General features: G+C 70.5%; 21 protein-coding genes. 9 read left to right on the top strand and 12 right to left on the bottom strand.

Annotation, left to right across the window (positions count from 1 at the left end):
* Window positions 1-100 precede the first annotated feature (100 nt).
* A complete protein-coding gene (locus ACZ5CR_RS34285) occupies window positions 101-1,090 on the bottom strand; it encodes an asparaginase (RefSeq protein WP_468864811.1) in 990 nt (329 codons plus the stop codon).
* 63 nt (window positions 1,091-1,153) lie between these two features.
* Window positions 1,154-1,774, bottom strand: a complete 621-nt coding sequence (locus tag ACZ5CR_RS34280) for an RsiG family protein (protein ID WP_468864808.1) — start codon at window positions 1,772-1,774, stop codon at window positions 1,154-1,156.
* Between the two features lie 177 nt (window positions 1,775-1,951).
* Here ACZ5CR_RS34280 and dtd point away from each other — a divergent pair, with 177 nt between their 5' ends.
* Window positions 1,952-2,389, top strand: a complete 438-nt coding sequence (gene dtd / locus ACZ5CR_RS34275; RefSeq protein WP_468864805.1) for a D-aminoacyl-tRNA deacylase — start codon at window positions 1,952-1,954, stop codon at window positions 2,387-2,389.
* A 92-nt stretch (window positions 2,390-2,481) separates the two neighbouring features.
* Here the strand turns inward: dtd and ygfZ are convergent, their stop codons facing one another.
* From ygfZ to ACZ5CR_RS34260, 3 genes are all read right to left on the bottom strand, one after another.
* A complete protein-coding gene (ygfZ, locus tag ACZ5CR_RS34270) occupies window positions 2,482-3,447 on the bottom strand; it encodes a CAF17-like 4Fe-4S cluster assembly/insertion protein YgfZ (protein WP_468864803.1) in 966 nt (321 codons plus the stop codon).
* 34 nt (window positions 3,448-3,481) lie between these two features.
* Window positions 3,482-3,964, bottom strand: coding sequence for a Fur family transcriptional regulator (locus tag ACZ5CR_RS34265; RefSeq protein WP_468864801.1), 483 nt, complete (start codon window positions 3,962-3,964; stop codon window positions 3,482-3,484).
* Between the two features lie 72 nt (window positions 3,965-4,036).
* A complete protein-coding gene (locus ACZ5CR_RS34260; RefSeq protein ID WP_468864798.1) occupies window positions 4,037-4,609 on the bottom strand; it encodes a heme-binding beta-barrel domain-containing protein in 573 nt (190 codons plus the stop codon).
* Between the two features lie 309 nt (window positions 4,610-4,918).
* Between ACZ5CR_RS34260 and ACZ5CR_RS34255 the strand changes: the two genes are divergently transcribed.
* Both ACZ5CR_RS34255 and ACZ5CR_RS34250 read left to right on the top strand, forming a co-directional pair.
* Window positions 4,919-5,281 (top strand): DsrE family protein, encoded by a 363-nt coding sequence (locus tag ACZ5CR_RS34255; RefSeq protein WP_389915838.1) that lies wholly within the window; start codon window positions 4,919-4,921, stop codon window positions 5,279-5,281.
* Between the two features lie 88 nt (window positions 5,282-5,369).
* On the top strand, window positions 5,370-5,627 hold the full coding sequence (locus tag ACZ5CR_RS34250) for a DUF3099 domain-containing protein (RefSeq protein ID WP_453544272.1): 258 nt from the start codon (window positions 5,370-5,372) through the stop codon (window positions 5,625-5,627).
* Between the two features lie 246 nt (window positions 5,628-5,873).
* On the opposite strand, the gene ACZ5CR_RS34245 is transcribed toward ACZ5CR_RS34250, so the two are convergent.
* The 7 genes from ACZ5CR_RS34245 to ACZ5CR_RS34215 form a co-directional block, all read right to left on the bottom strand.
* Complete coding sequence (locus ACZ5CR_RS34245; RefSeq protein ID WP_160505842.1) at window positions 5,874-6,161, bottom strand: DUF1416 domain-containing protein; 288 nt, start codon at window positions 6,159-6,161, stop codon at window positions 5,874-5,876.
* Between the two features lie 52 nt (window positions 6,162-6,213).
* Window positions 6,214-7,059, bottom strand: coding sequence for a sulfurtransferase (locus ACZ5CR_RS34240; protein ID WP_468864795.1), 846 nt, complete (start codon window positions 7,057-7,059; stop codon window positions 6,214-6,216).
* 155 nt (window positions 7,060-7,214) lie between these two features.
* Entirely contained in the window at window positions 7,215-7,295 is an 81-nt protein-coding gene (locus ACZ5CR_RS34235) for a putative leader peptide (RefSeq protein ID WP_350893136.1), read from the bottom strand.
* 252 nt (window positions 7,296-7,547) lie between these two features.
* Window positions 7,548-8,300, bottom strand: coding sequence for an LmeA family phospholipid-binding protein (locus ACZ5CR_RS34230; RefSeq protein ID WP_468864794.1), 753 nt, complete (start codon window positions 8,298-8,300; stop codon window positions 7,548-7,550).
* 137 nt (window positions 8,301-8,437) lie between these two features.
* Entirely contained in the window at window positions 8,438-9,688 is a 1,251-nt protein-coding gene (locus ACZ5CR_RS34225; protein WP_468864792.1) for a hypothetical protein, read from the bottom strand.
* An 8-nt stretch (window positions 9,689-9,696) separates the two neighbouring features.
* On the bottom strand, window positions 9,697-9,951 hold the full coding sequence (locus tag ACZ5CR_RS34220) for a MoaD/ThiS family protein (protein ID WP_383276195.1): 255 nt from the start codon (window positions 9,949-9,951) through the stop codon (window positions 9,697-9,699).
* Window positions 9,945-10,862 (bottom strand): alpha/beta hydrolase, encoded by a 918-nt coding sequence (locus ACZ5CR_RS34215; RefSeq protein ID WP_468864790.1) that lies wholly within the window; start codon window positions 10,860-10,862, stop codon window positions 9,945-9,947. Before ACZ5CR_RS34215 ends, ACZ5CR_RS34220 begins: the two co-directional genes overlap by 7 nt.
* Before the next feature lie 242 nt (window positions 10,863-11,104).
* Here ACZ5CR_RS34215 and ACZ5CR_RS34210 point away from each other — a divergent pair, with 242 nt between their 5' ends.
* The 6 genes from ACZ5CR_RS34210 to ACZ5CR_RS34185 all read left to right on the top strand — a co-directional run bounded on the left by ACZ5CR_RS34210 (window position 11,105) and on the right by ACZ5CR_RS34185 (window position 16,664).
* The gene (locus ACZ5CR_RS34210) at window positions 11,105-11,941 is read left to right on the top strand and encodes a response regulator transcription factor (RefSeq protein ID WP_468864788.1); all 837 of its coding nucleotides are present in this window, start codon (window positions 11,105-11,107) and stop codon (window positions 11,939-11,941) included.
* A gap of 23 nt (window positions 11,942-11,964) precedes the next feature.
* Window positions 11,965-12,987, top strand: a complete 1,023-nt coding sequence (locus ACZ5CR_RS34205; RefSeq protein ID WP_468864786.1) for a LacI family DNA-binding transcriptional regulator — start codon at window positions 11,965-11,967, stop codon at window positions 12,985-12,987.
* Between the two features lie 140 nt (window positions 12,988-13,127).
* Window positions 13,128-14,180: a S1C family serine protease gene (locus ACZ5CR_RS34200; protein ID WP_468864784.1), complete on the top strand. Its 1,053-nt coding sequence runs from the start codon at window positions 13,128-13,130 to the stop codon at window positions 14,178-14,180.
* Window positions 14,181-14,205: 25 nt separating this feature from the next.
* Window positions 14,206-14,451 carry a hypothetical protein gene (locus tag ACZ5CR_RS34195; protein ID WP_468864781.1) on the top strand — a complete coding sequence of 82 codons (246 nt, stop codon included), beginning with the start codon at window positions 14,206-14,208 and terminating at the stop codon, window positions 14,449-14,451.
* A 72-nt stretch (window positions 14,452-14,523) separates the two neighbouring features.
* Entirely contained in the window at window positions 14,524-15,261 is a 738-nt protein-coding gene (locus tag ACZ5CR_RS34190) for a response regulator transcription factor (protein WP_468864779.1), read from the top strand.
* Window positions 15,258-16,664 (top strand): sensor histidine kinase, encoded by a 1,407-nt coding sequence (locus tag ACZ5CR_RS34185; protein ID WP_468864777.1) that lies wholly within the window; start codon window positions 15,258-15,260, stop codon window positions 16,662-16,664. The genes ACZ5CR_RS34190 and ACZ5CR_RS34185 overlap by 4 nt, the downstream gene beginning before the upstream one ends.
* Window positions 16,665-16,675: the final 11 nt, after the last annotated feature.

The following is a 16,675-nucleotide window of genomic DNA, read 5'->3' as shown; positions in this document are numbered from 1 at the left end:
GACTGACCGGGTTCTCCCATCCGGAGGGGAGCCGGGAGCCCGGTCAGTCACTGATCCGAGGGAGGGGGGAGGGGGAGCGGGGGGAGGTCTCGGGCGGCGGCTAGAACGCCGCCCGGATCTCCCCCACCTCGGTGGGGCCGCCGAGCAGGGGCGCATGGCCGACGCGGGTGAGTACGTCCGCCTCCACGCCCGCCAGACGCAGCGCACGGGCCAGGATGGGGCCCAGGGCCCGTATCCCGCCGTCATCCACCTTGAAGGCCAGTGCACGGCCGTCCGGCAGCGCGAACGCCTGGACCGCCTCGGCGCCCATCTTGGAGAGCGCACCGGGGATCTCCCGCATGAGCCACGTGTCGGGCCTGCGCGTCCCTGCCACGTACTCGGGGTGGGCCCGCATCGCGTCCGCGACCCGGCGCTCCGCCGTCCCCTCGGGGGCGAGGACGAAGTGGCGGAAGGCGCGGGCGAGGCCGGTCAGGGAGATCGCCATCAGCGGGGCGCCGCAGCCGTCCGTGCCGACGGCCGCCACCTTCTCCCCCGCCGCTTCCTCGACCACCTGGAGGATCAGCTGCTGGAGGGGGTGGCGCGGGTCCAGGTAGGAATCCGTGGGCCAGCCGTTCAGCTCGCACACCGCCAGCATCGACGCGTGCTTGCCGGAGCAGTTCATCGTGACCCGGTCACGAATGGCGCCCGCTGCCAGATATGTCTCGGCCTCGACCGCGTCGAGCGGGAGGTCGGGCGGGCACTGGAGGTCCGCCGCCGTCAGGCCGTGCTCGGCCAGCATCTTCTGTACGAGGTCCCGGTGGAACCCCTCCCCGGAGTGGCTCGCCGCCGTCAGCGCGAGCCGCTCGCCCGACAGGTCGAGCCCCGCCCGCAGCACACCGGCCGCCTGCATCGGCTTGTTGGCCGACCTCGGGAAGACGGGGGCGCTCACGTCCCCCATGGCCAGCTCCACGCTGCCGTCCGCCGCGAGCAGCACCAGGCTTCCCCTGTGACGGCCCTCGACGAAGCCGGAACGCACGACCTCGGCGAGGACCGGGGATATGACCGGGGGTATGGCGGGGGTGGCTGCGGACTCGGCGGACGTCGAGGTCATCTTCGGCCTTCCGGGGCGGGGGGTGGCGTGACGGCGCCGCCCGCGAAAGCCGGGGTCACCGGGTCAGGCGAGCAGGTCGTCCACTTGTGCTTCGCCTTCACGGTACCTGCGGGCGATCTCCGCGCTGCAATCGTCCGCCGTGCGCTGGAGCTGCTGGCGGCGCCGGGAAACCTGCTGTTCGTAGCGGGTGAGCCGCCCCATGGCCGTGTGCAGCTCGTCGTCCGTACGGGCGTCCAGGTCGGAGAGCTCGACCTCGGCCAGCATCTCCGTGGCCAGGAGGCCGTACTCCGCGCTGTGCGGCGTGCCGAGGGTCACATGCCGGGCCGACGAGCGGTGCCGGGCCGGGCCGTCCGTGAGGATCTCGGAGAGCCGCAGCACGAGCGGCCCCTCCGGACCCGGCGCCTTCGGGTCCCTGCGGCGCGCGACCTCGGCCCGCAGGATGTCGATCCGCCCCTGGAGGAGGCGCCGGACATAGCTCAGGTCCGCCTCGTTCTGCTGCGCGTCCCTGCGCAGCTCACGCAGCTCGCGCAGGAGCAGCGCGGCCAGGTCGTGCTCGGGCTGCCCGGAAAGGACCGCACCGCCCGTGCGCTGCATGGGCGGCCGCGGCACGTTCGCACGCCGTGCGGCGCTCATGCGGGTCAGCGACACGGATCCGGGCGGCTGCCCCGTACTTGGTGTGCTCATGTGGCTCTACCGTCCCCTCGACCGGCGCGGTACACCGCGTGTGAGCATGGTGCCACCCCGAGTGGCCGCTATGTGAGCGAGTGCCCCAATCAACCCCAGATGGGGGGTTCAGGGTACCCCCGCGGGCGGCGCATCCGGCGGCCACCTCGGCCGTACGGAGCAGGCATGATGGGCCATATGCGTGCTGTGGTGCAGAGGGTGGACGGAGCGAGCGTCGTCGTCGAGGGCGAGAACGGCCCCGAGACGGTCGGCGAGATCAGCGGCGAGGGCCTGTGCGTCCTGGTGGGGGTGACCCACGAGGACACCAAGGAGAAGGCGGCCCAACTGGCCCGCAAACTCTGGTCCGTTCGGATGCTGGCCGACGAGAGGTCCTGCTCGGACATCGACGCGCCGCTGCTGGTCATCAGCCAGTTCACACTGTACGGCGACGCGAGGAAGGGCCGTAGGCCCACGTGGAACGCCGCCGCCCCCGGCGATGTCGCCGAGCCCCTGGTGGACGAGGTCGTCGCCCAACTTCGTTCGCTGGGCGCGACGGTGGCGACGGGGCGCTTCGGAGCGCAGATGCGGGTGTCACTGACCAACGACGGGCCGTTCACCGTGCTGATCGAGATGTGACAGGCCCGAACTGATCCGCCGCTTGGGCGAGCGGGCTCCTTCCCGCCCGCCCACCTGATCACCCCGCATCCCCGACGCCCGGCCCCCGCCCCCTACGGTTCGACCACGACCTCCTGCGAGGCCGCCACCGTCCCCGCGAGCAGCCCCGCGTCGAGCGGCACGTTCCGCTTCACGAGCGCGAGCGCGATCGGGCCCAGCTCGTGGTGGCGTACCGCCGTCGTGATGAAGCCCAGCTTCCGGCCCTCCTCGCCCTCCGAGGCGAGACGCAGCTCGGTCCCGGCCACCGGCAGATGGACCTCGCTGCCGTCCAGGTGGAGGAAGACCAGGCGGCGCGGGGGCTTGCCCAGGTTCTGGACGCGGGCGACCGTCTCCTGGCCGCGGTAGCAGCCCTTCTGCAGATGCACCGCCGTGCCGATCCAGCCGAGCTCGTGCGGGATCGTGCGGTGGTCCGTCTCGAAGCCGAGCCGCGGCCGGTGCGTCTCCACGCGCAGCGCCTCGTAGGCCAGGAGGCCGATCGCGGGGCCGCTCTCGTCGGCGTACGACTCAAGAGACGTACGCGGCAGGAACAGATCGCGGCCGTGCGGCGTCTCGCGCACGACGACGCCTTCCGGGACCGGGGCGATCGAACCTGCGGGCAGGTACACGACCGCGAACTCGTCCGTGCGGTCGGCGACTTCGACCCGGTTGAAGAACTTCATGCTCTCCAGGTACGCGACAAGGGCGTCCTGGGTGCCGGGCTCGACGTGCGCCCACACCGTCTCGCCGTCGTCGACGAGATAGAGGGCGTGCTCGATGTGGCCGTTCGCGGAGAGGATCAGCGCCTCGGTGGCCTGCCCGACGGGCAGCTCGGTCACGTGCTGCGTGAGCAGCAGGTGCAGCCAGCTCAGCCGGTCGGGTCCTGAGACGGTGACGACGCCGCGGTGCGAGAGGTCGACGAAACCGGTGCCGTCGGCGAGGGCGCGCTGCTCACGGAACAGATCGCCGTAGTGGGCGGCGACGCCTTCGTCCACGCCCTCGGCGGGGACGGCGCCGGGCAGGGACAGGAGGGGGCTCTTCATGTTCACCCACACTACGACCTGGTAGCGGGCGTTCTTATTCCTTGCCGGGGCCGTTCTCCTCGGTGGAGCGGTTCTCCTCGCCGGGGCCGTTCTCCCCGGCGGAGCAGTTCTCGCAGCGGCCGAAGATCGCGAAGTGCTTCAGGTCCGTGTCGAAGCCGAACTCGTCCCGCAGCTTCGCGGTGAACTCGGCCGCCACGGAGACATCGGCCTCGATGACGTTCGTACAGTCCCGGCAGACCAGATGGATGTGGTGGTGTCGGTCCGCCAGGTGGTACGTCGGCGCACCGTGCCCCAGGTGCGCGTGGCTGACAAGACCCAGCTCCTCCAGGAGCTCAAGGGTCCGGTACACCGTGGAGATGTTGATCCCCGACGCCGTCTTCCGCACTTCGCAGAGGATGTCGTCGGGGGTCGCGTGCTCAAGGGCGTCGACGGCTTCGAGGACGAGCTGACGCTGCGGCGTCAGCCGGTAGCCGCGCTGTCGCAGGTCGCTCTTCCAGTCGAAGTCGGTGCTTGCCACACAGGCAGTCTAGGCCAGAGGGGCCCGCGGCCCGCTGGAAGAACCGGCCGCCCGCTGGAAGAACCAGGCCGCCTACTTGAAGAAGGCGATGCCGTCGTCCGGCAGATCGCCCAGGCCCCTGGCCATCTCGGCGACGTCCTCGGGCGAGACGACCTTCTTCAGCTGCGCCGACATGTACGGCCGCAGCGGCACCTCGGGGGTCTGCTTCTCGCCGACCCACATCAGGTCGCCCTTCACATACCCGTAAAGACGCTTGCCGCCGGTGTACGGGCCGGAGGCCGCCGTGCGGGCCACCGCGTCCGTGACGATGTCGATCTGCGGCTTCTGGTCGGCGAGCTCGCCGTACCAGACCTCGACGACGCCGTCGTCGCGGACCATCACGGTCTCGACCTTGCGGTCCTTGTCGATGCGCCAGAAGCCCGACTCGGACTCCAGCGGCTTGACCTTGTTGCCCTCGGCGTCGAGCACCCACGTGTGCGAGTGGTACTCGATGAAGTCCCGCCCGTCATGGGAGAAGGACACTTCCTGACCGAAGTTCGCCTTCTCGGCGCCGGGGAAGTCGGTGACACCCGCGCCGGCCCAGTTGCCGAGGAGCCAGACGAGGGGCACGAGGTCGGGGTGCAGGTCGGACGGAATCTCGATCATGGGAAGCTCAGGCGATCTCTAGGTGGCGTACGGGGTGTACGGGGCTCAGCGCTGACCCTGGTACAGCTTCTTCACGGACAGTCCGGCGAAGGCGAGAACGCCGACGCAGACCAGAACCAGCAGGGCGGAGAAGAAGGCCTCAAGCACGGGGTGCTCCTCGGTGAGCTATGGGGTGAGCTGGTGGGGCAGGCATCAGAGCCGCTCCCACTCTAGTCGTGCGCGCCCCGCACCTCTCTGCGAGGTGGGCCTTACGGGCACCCTTGCGGGTGGCCTTACGGGTGGTCCCCCCGTCGGCCTTACGATGCGGCCATGGCGAAGAAGCTCGTGATCAAGGTGACCGCCGGGGCCGACGCCCCCGAGCGCTGCTCGCAGGCGTTCACGGTGGCGGCCGTTGCCGTGGCCAGCGGAGTGGAGGTCTCGCTCTGGCTGACGGGCGAGTCGGCGTGGTTCGCGCTGCCGGGGCGCGCGGCGGAGTTCGAGCTGCCGCACGCGGCGCCGCTGCCCGATCTGATCGACTCGATCGTGGCCGCGGGACAGATCACGCTCTGCACACAGTGCGCGGCGCGCCGCGAGATCACCGAGAAGGACGTGATCGACGGGGTACGGATCGCGGGCGCACAGGTGTTCGTACAGGAAGCCATGACGGACGGCACGCAGGCACTCGTCTACTGACGGCACGCAGGCACTCGTCCGCTGACAGCACGCAAACGCTCGTCCACTGACGCTCGTCTCCTGGCCGACCCAGTCGTACGCTGGACTTATGTTCGCGCGACGTCGCCATGCGTACTTCGCCATGATGGGCACGTGCATCGCCCTCTTCGTCCTGGCGTGGGGCGTCGTGCGGCTCTGGTCCATTCCCGTCGCCGTCGGGATGTGCGTGGTGGCGATGGTGATCCCGCCCCTGGCCGCCATCGTGGCCAACCGGCGCGGCCCTGAGGACCGCTGGTGGGACGACCCCTCGGGGGACTCGAAGTCCGACGAGTGGTGGGACGAACTGGACGGCAAGCACCGGCGGTAGCCACAGACACGGCAGACAGCTGCCAGCTGACACCTGCCAGCTGAAGGACCGCATCCGGTGGCCCACCGCATTCTGGTGCTGCTGAACGGCGCGAAGGGCCGCGTCCCGGATACGGAAGCGTCCAACCCCCAGGGACACGGCCCTCGGCCGTTCATACGCGTCGGACCCCGCCCGCACAGAGTCGGCGGACGGAGTCCGACGCGGCGCCTCGAAGCCCGCGGAGCAGTGCGAGAGGCGCGTGAAGAGCTAGACCGCGATCGCGACCTCCGCGAGGCCGCCCGTCTGCGCCACGACCGTACGGTCGGCCGTGCCGCCCGGGATCAGGGCGCGCAGCGTCCACGTGCCCTCGGCCGCGTAGAAGCGGAACTGGCCGGTCGCCGAGGTCGGGACCTCGGCGGTGAACTCGCCGGTCGAGTCGAGCAGGCGCACGTAGCCGCTGACGGGTTCGCCGTCGCGGGTCACCTGGCCCTGGATGGTGGTCTCGCCGGGCTTGATCGTCGAGGCGTCGGGTCCGCCGGCCTTCGCTCCACACATATGCGTTCTTCCTTAGCTGGTCAGCTGGTCACTGCCGGGGGGGGCGGGAGGGTTACTTGTTGGCGCCGAGCTCGATCGGCACGCCGACGAGGGAGCCGTACTCGGTCCAGGAGCCGTCGTAGTTCTTGACGTTGGTCTGGCCGAGCAGCTCGTGCAGGACGAACCAGGTCAGGGCCGAACGCTCACCGATGCGGCAGTACGCGATGGTGTCCTTGGCCAGGTCGACCTGCTCGTCCTCGTAGAGGGCCTTGAGCTCGTCGTCCGACTTGAAGGTGCCGTCGTCGTTGGCGTTCTTCGACCACGGGATGTTGCGCGCGGACGGGACGTGGCCCGGACGCTGCGACTGCTCCTGCGGAAGGTGCGCCGGGGCGAGCAGCTTGCCGCTGAACTCGTCGGGCGAACGGACGTCGACCAGGTTCTGCGAACCGATGGCCGCCACGACGTCGTCGCGGAAGGCACGGATCGAGCTGTCCTGGGGCTTGGCCTTGTACGAGGTCGCGGCGCGCTGCGGCACCTGGTCGCCGTCGACGAGGTCGCGGGAGTCGAGCTCCCACTTCTTGCGGCCGCCGTCGAGGAGCTTCACGTCCTGGTGGCCGTAGAGCTTGAAGTACCAGAAGGCGTAGGACGCGAACCAGTTGTTGTTGCCGCCGTAGAGGACGACGGTGGTGTCGTTCGCGATGCCCTTGGCCGAGAGGAGCTTCTCGAAGCCCTCCTGGTCCACGAAGTCGCGGCGGACCGGGTCCTGGAGGTCGTCGGTCCAGTCGATGCGGACCGCGTTCTTGATGTGGTTCTTGTCGTACGCGGAGGTGTCTTCGTCGACCTCGACGATGACGACCTTCGGGTCGTCGATGTGGGCCTCGACCCAGTCGGCGTCTACCAGGACGTCGCTGCGGCTCATACTTTGTCTCCTCCGGGGCAGTTACGGCGGGGCTTTGATGCTGTGCGAGGGGGCGCCGGGTACGTGCTGTGACTGCGCGATGGCGCGGCGTACGCGGCACGGGGTGGCCCTGACGAGGTCAATGGGCCGGGGGATACGGGAGTCGGGGCTCCCGCTCAGAAGGTGCGACAGAGCATGGCGGCGACGCGGCACAGGTCCACTGCCCGCCGCTTCGTGAGGTCCGCCTGTCGGTGCATGCGTCCGATCGTAAGGACGCGAGGGCGGCCGTGTCACCGGCATGTCGAATGATGAGACGCGATCATCCACGATGTGGGATCGATCGACGAACAGAGCCGCCCGCGCGGGGGCGGGGGGAGGGCTTCACCCCTGCCGCATCCATGGCGCGGACGGCTCTGTCTCGTACTGCGGAACGCACTGCTGAACGTATTGCGGAACCTACTGCTGAACGTACGGCGGAACCTACTGCTGAACGGCCGCCTGAAAGGGCCTCAGCCCGCGAGCTTCACGTTCGTCCCCTTGACCGTGATGTCCACGCCGTCCTGCGCAGGCTCCACCTCGTCGATCTTGATGCCGCCCGGCAGCCCGCTGACCTTCTCCTCGAAGTCCGTCACATCGCGGACCATGCCCTCGGGGAGGGGAATCGATACGCCCATGACGTCGATCTTCTTGGGGATCTGGTCGGCGTCCACCTTGATCGTGTCGCCCTCGACCCGCACCGAGCTCATGACGTGCACCGGCTTGGGCAGCTTGGCGCCGCCCTTGCTCACCTCGACCTCGACCTTGACCTTGCCGTTGCCGCCGTCCGAGAGCCCGACGACCTTGCCGGTGGCACCGAGCGGCAGCTCGACCGGCTCGCCCTGTGCCTCCTTGAGCAGCTCGTCGTACGAGATCCGGGCCGTGCCGGTGGCCTTCTCGGCGGTGGCCGAGCTGTAGTCCCCCGAGAATTCGACGCCCTGCATCCGGGCGTTCAGATCGGCGATGCGGATCTTGTCGGAGCCGGAGGTGGCCTCGTAGTTCTGCATGCCGATCTCGACGTCGTCGAGCGTGCCGCCCGCGACCTGCGTCAGGAAGGGAAAGCCCTTGATGGAGACGTCGGGCGTCTCGCTGAGGCCCTCGCTCGAACGCAGCTTCTTCGCCACCTCGTCCTCGGCGAAACCCACCGCCAGGCGGTCGGCGCCCACGAACAGACCCCCCAGGATCACGACGACGGTCAGAAGTATTCGTACGGCGCGCTTGCTCATGTCCGGTGTTCCCCCACCTTGATCCCCCGACTCAACTGACGTTTGCCGCGAGCCTAAAGGACAGGCCCCCGGCGGGAGAGCCCGGCCGGGGACCTGTCGATCAGCTGTGACGATCAGCCTCTGTCCATCTCCGCCGGTCAGCCGATGGCCCTGCCGAGGAGATAGACGGCCGGGGCCGCCGCGGCGAGCGGCAGGGCGACGCCCGCCGTCATGTGCACGAAGCGGGACGGATAGTCGTAGCTGGCGACCCGGTGGCCGATCAGCGCGCAGACACCGGCGCCGAGGCCGAGCAGCGCGCCCTTGCTGCCGAAGTCCGTCGTACCGCCGACGGCGATGCCCGCTCCGGCCGCCGCGAGCAGCGCGACGACCACGGAGGCGGGCGTCGGCAGGGGCAGCGCGCGGGCGATCACGGCGACCGCGACGGCGATGCCGCCCACCGTCATCGCGTCGTCCGACGCCGCGAGGTGCCCCGTCGCGATGATCGCGAGGGCGGAGGAGGCGACGGTCGCCATCAGACCGGCCATCCGCTCGTCGGCGGACGCGCGGCTGCGCAGCTGAAGGACCAGCACGAGCAGCACCCACACGCCCAGGGTGCCGAGGATCGCGGCGGGCGCGTTCTCCTTGCCGGTGACGAGCAGCGCGATGTCGGCGACGACACCGCCCATGAAGGCGAGCGCGATGCCCTGGCGGGCGGGCCACATCCCGTTGAGCCGGAACCATCCGGCGGCGGTGACGGCTTGCAGCAGGATGAGCGGTACGAGGAGTGCGTACTGCCCGATGGCGGCCGTACCGGCGAGCAGCAGCCCGAGGACGGCGGTCAGCGCGGCGGGCTGGATCCCCGGCTCTATGATCGGCGACCGCCCCTCGGCACGGGCGCGCTGGGCGTCGGTGACACGGGGGTTGCCGGTGGTGGTGGCGGGGCCGTAGGTGTCGGGGCCATCCGCCTCCGCCGTGCTCGGACGAGGTGGAGAGCCCGGGGAAGGGCGGGCATGGCCACCTGCGGCGCCGGGTTCCGCATGAGCGGCGGAGGACGCGCCGTACGCCGGGGCGGCGGAGGACGCGCCGTACGCCGAAGCCGGGTCCGAAGGCATCGGCTGCGCGAACCCCTGCGGGGGCAGATAAGCCGTCTCCGTCACGTCCACCACGGGTGAGGGCTGGACCTGCGTGTCCCAGGTCTGCCCCTCCCACTGCTGGGTGTAGGCGTCCTGGGCGTAAGGCTGCTGCTGCGGGTACGCCTGCTGGGCGTACGGCTGCTGCTGCTGCTCAGGGGCGTACGGCTGCTGGTGCTCAGGGGCGTACGGCTGCTGGGGGTACTGCTCCGGGGGATATTCCTGGCGGTAGGGGTCATAGTCCCCGTACCCCGAGCCCTCGTACCGTGGATCGCTCATAGCGCTGCTCACCCTCCTGCGAACGGCGGGAGCACCTCGACCGTGCCGCCCTCGGCCAGCCGTACCGTCTCATGCCCGCGGGTACCCACGGGGTCGCCGTCGATGAGGAACGAGCATCGCCGCAGTACACGGACCAGCTCACCGGGGTGTCGCTCGCGTGCCGCGTCCAGCGCCTCGGCGAGCGTCGCCGCAGCGTACGGCTCCTCCGCGACGCCTGCGGCCGCTTTGGCCGCGGCCCAGTAACGAATGGTGCCGTTCACCACGGCAGCTCCTCTCCTTCGGCGGTTGCCGACGTTCCATCGGCGGTCGCCGACACGCCATCGGCGATGGCCGACGTCCATGATGCCGTGGCCCACTCGGCGATCCGACCGAGCAGCGCGTCGTCCGCCGCGTTCTCCGCGTGGCCCATCCCCGCCTCCATCCACAGCTCCGCCCCGCCCTCCGCGGCGGCGGCCAGCATCCGGGGGTGGTCCACCGGGAAGTACGGGTCCTGGTCCCCGTGCACGATGAGGAGCGGTGTCGGCGCGATCAGCGGGACCGATTCCACCGGGGACAGCGGGACGGGGTCCCACTCGTGCGGGTGGATCCGCGTGCGCAGGCCGACGCGGCCCACGACACGCCCCATGGGCCGCGTCACCAGCCAGTGCAGCCGCCGCATCGGCGCCGTTCCCCGGTAGAACCAACGGGCCGGGGCGCTCACCGCGACCACCGCGTCAACCCGCGCTTCGGTGCGCCCCCCATGCGCGGCACCGGCGAGCGCTGCGTGCCGGAGCACCACGGAACCGCCCATCGAGAAACCCACGGTCACCACCCGCGTATGGCCGAAGGACCGGGCCCACTCCACCGCGGCCGTCAGATCGAGCACCTCGCGGTCGCCGACCGTGGAGAGACCGCCGGACGCCCCGTGCCCCCGGAAGGAGAACGTGATCACGGCCGCACGCTGGGCGAGAACGCCCGCCGCGCGGCGCACGTGCGGCCGGTCGACGCCGCCCGTGAAGCCGTGCGCGAGCACGATCGCGAGCTCCCCCGCCGGGTCGGGTCCGGGCTCGTGGACGGCCTCGATGGCGACTCCGTCCTGTGTACGGAGCGTTGCGCGCCGTTGAACGCGGGGCGCAGTGCGAGTGATCGGAGGCACAGAAGATCCCGCCGCTTGGCCTGCCGAACCGGAAGTCATGTGGGTTATTCTCCTTGGCAGAGGATCCGGGCAGCGAAGCCCCCGGGTCCTTTCGTGCTTTCTGAGGGTTCGTATACGAAACCGAAGGATCCGCACGTGGAGAGCCCGGGGCGCGGGCCCTCCGCCGCAGTGAGCAGTACGAAGCAGTGCCGTAAACGTCCTCGCAGGGACCGAGGAGGAACCGACGTTATGGGCGAGCGAACCGTGCACAACCGTAGGACGACCCAGGCGGGTGAGCAGCGATGAGTTCTCTGCTGCTCCTTACCAATGCCCTTCAGCCGTCGACGGAGGTGCTTCCCGCTCTCGGCCTGCTGCTGCACAACGTGCGGGTGGCCCCCGCCGAAGGCCCGGCCCTCGTCGACACCCCAGGTGCCGACGTCATTCTGATCGACGGCCGCCGTGACCTCCCGCAGGTCCGCAGCCTCTGCCAGCTGCTCCGCTCCACGGGACCCGGCTGTCCGCTGGTCCTCGTCGTCACGGAGGGCGGCCTCGCGGCCGTCACCGCCGACTGGGGCATCGACGACGTACTCCTCGACACGGCAGGGCCTGCCGAGGTCGAGGCGCGTCTGCGGCTCGCGATGGGCCGCCAGCAGATCACCTCCGACGACTCCCCCATGGAGATCCGCAACGGCGATCTCTCCGTGGACGAGGCGACGTACAGCGCGAAGCTGAAGGGCCGGGTCCTCGACCTGACGTTCAAGGAGTTCGAGCTGATCAAGTACCTGGCGCAGCACCCCGGGCGCGTGTTCACGCGGGCCCAGCTGCTCCAGGAGGTCTGGGGCTACGACTACTTCGGCGGCACGCGGACGGTCGACGTCCACGTACGGCGCCTGCGCGCGAAGCTCGGCGTCGAGCACGAGTCGCTCATCGGCACCGTCCGGAATGTCGGCTACCGCTTCGTGACGCCGGAAAAGGTCGAACGTGCGGCCGACGGCGCCAAGGCGAAGGCGGCGACTCCGCGGCCCGAGGGCGAGCGCGACGGCGACCCCGCCGGCTCCCCCGTCGCGCCTCCCGTCGAGAAGGCGGACCCCGCCGAAACAGCGCCGAAGGAAGCTGCCGTACGCCCTGCCCAGCGGTAGTTCCATCCGCGTAGACTCCGCGCGTGGCCAAGGTGACTCGGGATGACGTTGCGCGACTTGCGGGTACTTCCACCGCCGTCGTCAGCTACGTCATCAACAACGGACCTAGGCCGGTTGCCCCGGCCACGCGCGAGCGTGTACTCGCCGCGATCAAAGAGCTGGGGTACCGGCCCGACCGGGTCGCCCAGGCCATGGCGTCGCGGCGGACCGACCTCATAGGCATGATCGTGCCCGACGCGCGCCAGCCGTTCTTCGCGGAGATGACGCACGCGGTGGAGCAGGCTGCCTCCGAGCGCGGAAAAATGGTGCTCGTCGGCAACACGGACTACGTGGACGAGCGCGAGGCCCACTATCTGCGGGCCTTCCTCGGCATGCGGGTCTCCGGGCTCATCCTCGTCAGCCACGGCCTGACGGATTCGGCAGCCGCCGAGATCGACGCGTGGGACGCGCGGGTCGTGCTCCTGCACGAGCGGCCCGAGGCGATCGACGACGTCGCCGTGGTCACGGACGACGTCGGCGGCGCGCAGCTGGCCACCCGGCACCTCCTCGAACACGGCCATGAGTACGTGGCCTGCGTCGGCGGCACCGCCGAGACCCCGACCGTCGGCGACCCCGTCTCCGACCACGTCGAGGGCTGGCGGCGGGCCATGCAGGAGGCCGGGCGCCCGGTCGAGGGGCGGCTCTTCGAGGCGCCGTACAACCGCTATGACGCGTATCAGATGGCGCTTGAGCTCCTTGCCCGGCCGGATCGGCCGACGGCGGTCTTCTGCTCCACCGACGACCAGGCGATCGGCATCCTCCGTGCCGCGCGGGAGCTCCGGATCGACGTGCCGGAGCAGCTGGCCGTCGCCGGGTTCGACGACGTCAAGGAAGCGGGTCTGACGGACCCGCCGCTGACGACGGTGGCATCGGACAGGCCGGCCATGGCGCGGGCCGCGGTCGATCTCGTCCTGGACGACGGCCTTCGGGTCGCCGGGTCGCGCCGGGAGCGGCTGAAGGTGTTCCCGTCACGTCTGGTCGTCCGGCAGTCGTGCGGGTGCGCCTGAAGCTCAGGGGTTCGGCGCCGATGCCTTGCTGAGCCGATGTCTTGATGAGCCGACGCCTTTATAAGGGGCATACGCACTTCTATGGGCGTTCTCAGGGCGTACTCAGCCGCCTCTCATGAAGGCGGACCAGCCTAGAACCCATGACCGACAACTTCCGCCAGAGCGGCGAGTACCCCCAGCAGCACCAGTCGTCAGCGCCTGTGCACCATGGCGGTACGGAGGGCGCCTACCCGCCCCCGCCCGCTTTCGCACCGGAAGCGCCGACACAGCAGCACGGGCAGGCACCGGAAGCGCCCCCGAAGCCCCCGCGCAAGCGGGCCCGGGGCCCCCTGGCCCTCCTCGCCGCCGTCGCCATCGCGGCAGCGGCGGTAGGCGGCGGCACCGCCTACGCCTTCCAGGAGCTGACCGGCAACGACACCGCGTCGAGCAGCGCCACCAACACGAACGTCGTGCCCACGAGCCAGAAGGGCACCGTCTCCGGCGTCGCCGAAGCGGTCAGCCCCAGCATCGTGGAGATCAGCGCGAAGTCGAACGCGGGTGAGGCCACCGGATCCGGCGTGATCGTCACGGCCGGCGGCGAGATCATCACCAACAACCACGTGATCTCCGGTGCCTCGTCGGTCAAGGTGAAGACGGACGACGGCAAGTCGTACGACGCCAAGGTCGTCGGCACCGACAGCAAGAAGGACCTGGCGCTGATCAAGGTCGAGGGCGCGTCCGACCTGAAGCCCGCGAGCCTCGGCGACTCCGACAACGTGAAGATCGGCGACAACGTCGTGGCGATCGGCTCCCCCGAGGGCCTGACCGGCACCGTCACCAGCGGAATCGTCTCCGCCCTCGACCGGGACGTCACCGTCTCGACGGACGAGGACCAGGGACAGCAGCAGCAACAGCAGGGCGGCGGCAACTGGCCGTTCGAGTACGGCGGTGAGCAGTTCAACGGCGACACCGGGTCGTCGAAGACCACGTACAAAGCCCTGCAGACCGACGCCTCGCTCAACCCGGGCAACTCCGGCGGCGCCCTCATAGACATGAACGGCAACATCATCGGGATCAACTCCGCGATGTACTCGCCCAGTTCGTCGCAGAGCGGCACCGAGTCGAGCTCGGGCAGCGTCGGCCTCGGCTTCGCCATCCCGATCAACACGGTCAAGGCCGACCTCGACACCCTGCGGGCCGGCTCCACCGACTGACCCCGAACGCTCCCTGGAGGCCGCCATGCCCGCCATGCCCGGAACCACCCTGATCACCGTCAACCGCGCCCGGCACGCGCTCGCCACCACCATCGGCTGGGGACAGCCCGACACCGACCCGGCGGGGCTCGGCCTCCCCCTCGCCGTGGCCGGGGAACTGCACGGCTCCGCCGCGGCCCGCGCCCCGGAAGTGGCCACGGCAGCCAAGGCGGTCACGGCGCAGTCCCGGCCCGCCGCACGCCGCAAGCCCCGCGCACGCGTGCGAGGCTGATACCGGCCCCGTCCGACCCGCACTCCGACGCGCACACGGACCCGTACCCGTACCCGAGGAAGTCACCAGCCGATGAGCCCCGCCGAAGGCGAGCAGCAGCAGCGCATCCTGATCGTCGACGACGAGCCCGCCGTACGGGAGGCGCTACAGCGCAGCCTCGCCTTCGAGGGGTACGGCACGGAGGTCGCCGTCGACGGCGCCGACGCCCTGGAGAAGGCGGCGGCCTACCGCCCCGACCTCGTCGTGCTCGACATCCAGATGCCCCGCATGGACGGCCTCACCGCCGCGCGCCGACTCCGCTCGACCGGCTCCCTGACGCCCATCCTGATGCTCACCGCGCGGGACACGGTCGGCGACCGCGTCACGGGGCTCGACGCGGGCGCCGACGACTACCTGGTCAAGCCGTTCGAACTCGACGAGCTCTTCGCCCGGATCCGGGCACTCCTTCGGCGCAGTTCGTACGCCGCCGGGGCGGGGCAGGTCGAGGAGGGCGACACGCTCGCCTTCGGTGACCTGCGGATGGACCTCGCGACCCGTGAGGTCACGCGCGGAGCGCGCACGGTGGAGCTGACCCGCACGGAGTTCACCCTCCTTGAGATGTTCCTCGCGCATCCGCGTCAGGTGCTCACGCGGGAGCAGATCCTGAAGGCGGTCTGGGGCTTCGACTTCGAGCCGTCCTCCAACTCCCTGGACGTGTACGTCATGTACCTGCGCCGCAAGACGGAGGCGGGGGGCGAGCCCCGGCTTGTTCATACGGTGCGGGGTGTGGGGTATGTGCTGCGGCCGGGGTCCGGCGGGGGCGGCGAGTGAGCGGGTTCTTCCACCGGTACCGCACGATGCCATTGCGCTCGCGGCTCGCGTTGCTGGTGGCGTGTGTGGTGGCACTGGCGGTGGCCGCCGTCGCGGTGTCGTGCTGGCTCCTCACCCGCTCGCAACTGCGGGACCAGATGGACGACTCGCTGCGCAGCCTCAATGTCGGCACCCCCTACCTCGCGGACACGGTCGCCCCCTGTCGCGACACGCACAGCTCCCCCAACGACGAGACGGCGCCCGGCACCACGACGGTCTTCGTGCAGGTCGTCCAGCCGGACGGCACGCGCTGCGTGGGACGCGGCTCCACACCCGTCGTGGTGGAGGGGGACGATCTGCAGGTGGCCCAGGGCATTCGGGAGCAGACCCTGCACGACGGCAAAACCGACGACGGCGAGTCGGTGCGCGTCCTGACGCAGGTACAGGGCAACCTCACGGTGTCCCTGTCCCGCCCGCTCTCCGAGATCGACACCCCCCTGAACAAGCTCGCCCTGCTGCTCACCGCGGCAGCAGGCATCGGCGTACTCGGCGCAGGCGCCGCAGGCCTCTGGGTAGCCCGCACCGGCCTCCGCCCCGTCGACGAGCTCACCGCGGCCGTGGAGCATGTGGCCCGTACCGAGGATCTGAACCTGCGGATCCCCGCCGAGGGCGACGACGAGATCGCGCGCCTCTCGCGCTCCTTCAACTCCATGACCGCCTCCCTCGCCTCCTCACGCGACCTGCAACAGCAGCTCATCGCCGACGCGGGTCACGAGCTCCGCACCCCCCTCACCTCGCTCCGTACGAACATCGAGCTGCTCGCCCGCAGCGAGGACACCGGGCGTGCCATCCCGCCCGACGACCGCAAGGCCCTGCTCGCCTCGGTCACGGCGCAGATGACGGAACTGGCGGCGCTGATCGGCGACTTGCAGGAGCTGTCGCGTACGGACAGCGGACAGGGTGGCAAGGTGCAGGTCATCGCCCTGCACGAGGTCGTGGAGGCCGCCCTGGAGCGGGCGCGTCTGCGCGGGCCCGAGCTGACGTTCGCCGCGGACCTCGCCCCCTGGTACGTACGCGCGGAGTCGGCGGCCCTGGAGCGGGCCATCGTGAACATCCTGGACAACGCGGTGAAGTTCGGGCCCCCGGGGTCCACCGTGGAGGTGGCTCTCAAGGGCGGCTCGCTGACCGTCCGCGATCACGGCCCCGGCATCCCCGCCGACGAACTCCCGCACGTCTTCGACCGGTTCTGGCGTTCCCCGTCGGCCCGCAGCCTCCCCGGCTCCGGCCTCGGCCTGTCCATCGTGGCCCGCACCGTGCACCAGTCGGGCGGCGAGGTGGCGCTGCGGCCCGCCGCTGACGAGGGCGGCGGGACGGTGGCGACGGTCCGCCTGCCGGGCGCGCCCACCCCGCCCCCGACCGGCTAGGCCCGGTCCCC

The organism is Streptomyces sp. NPDC031274 (assembly GCF_055570235.1).
This window is presented reverse-complemented; position numbering and strand designations above follow the sequence as displayed.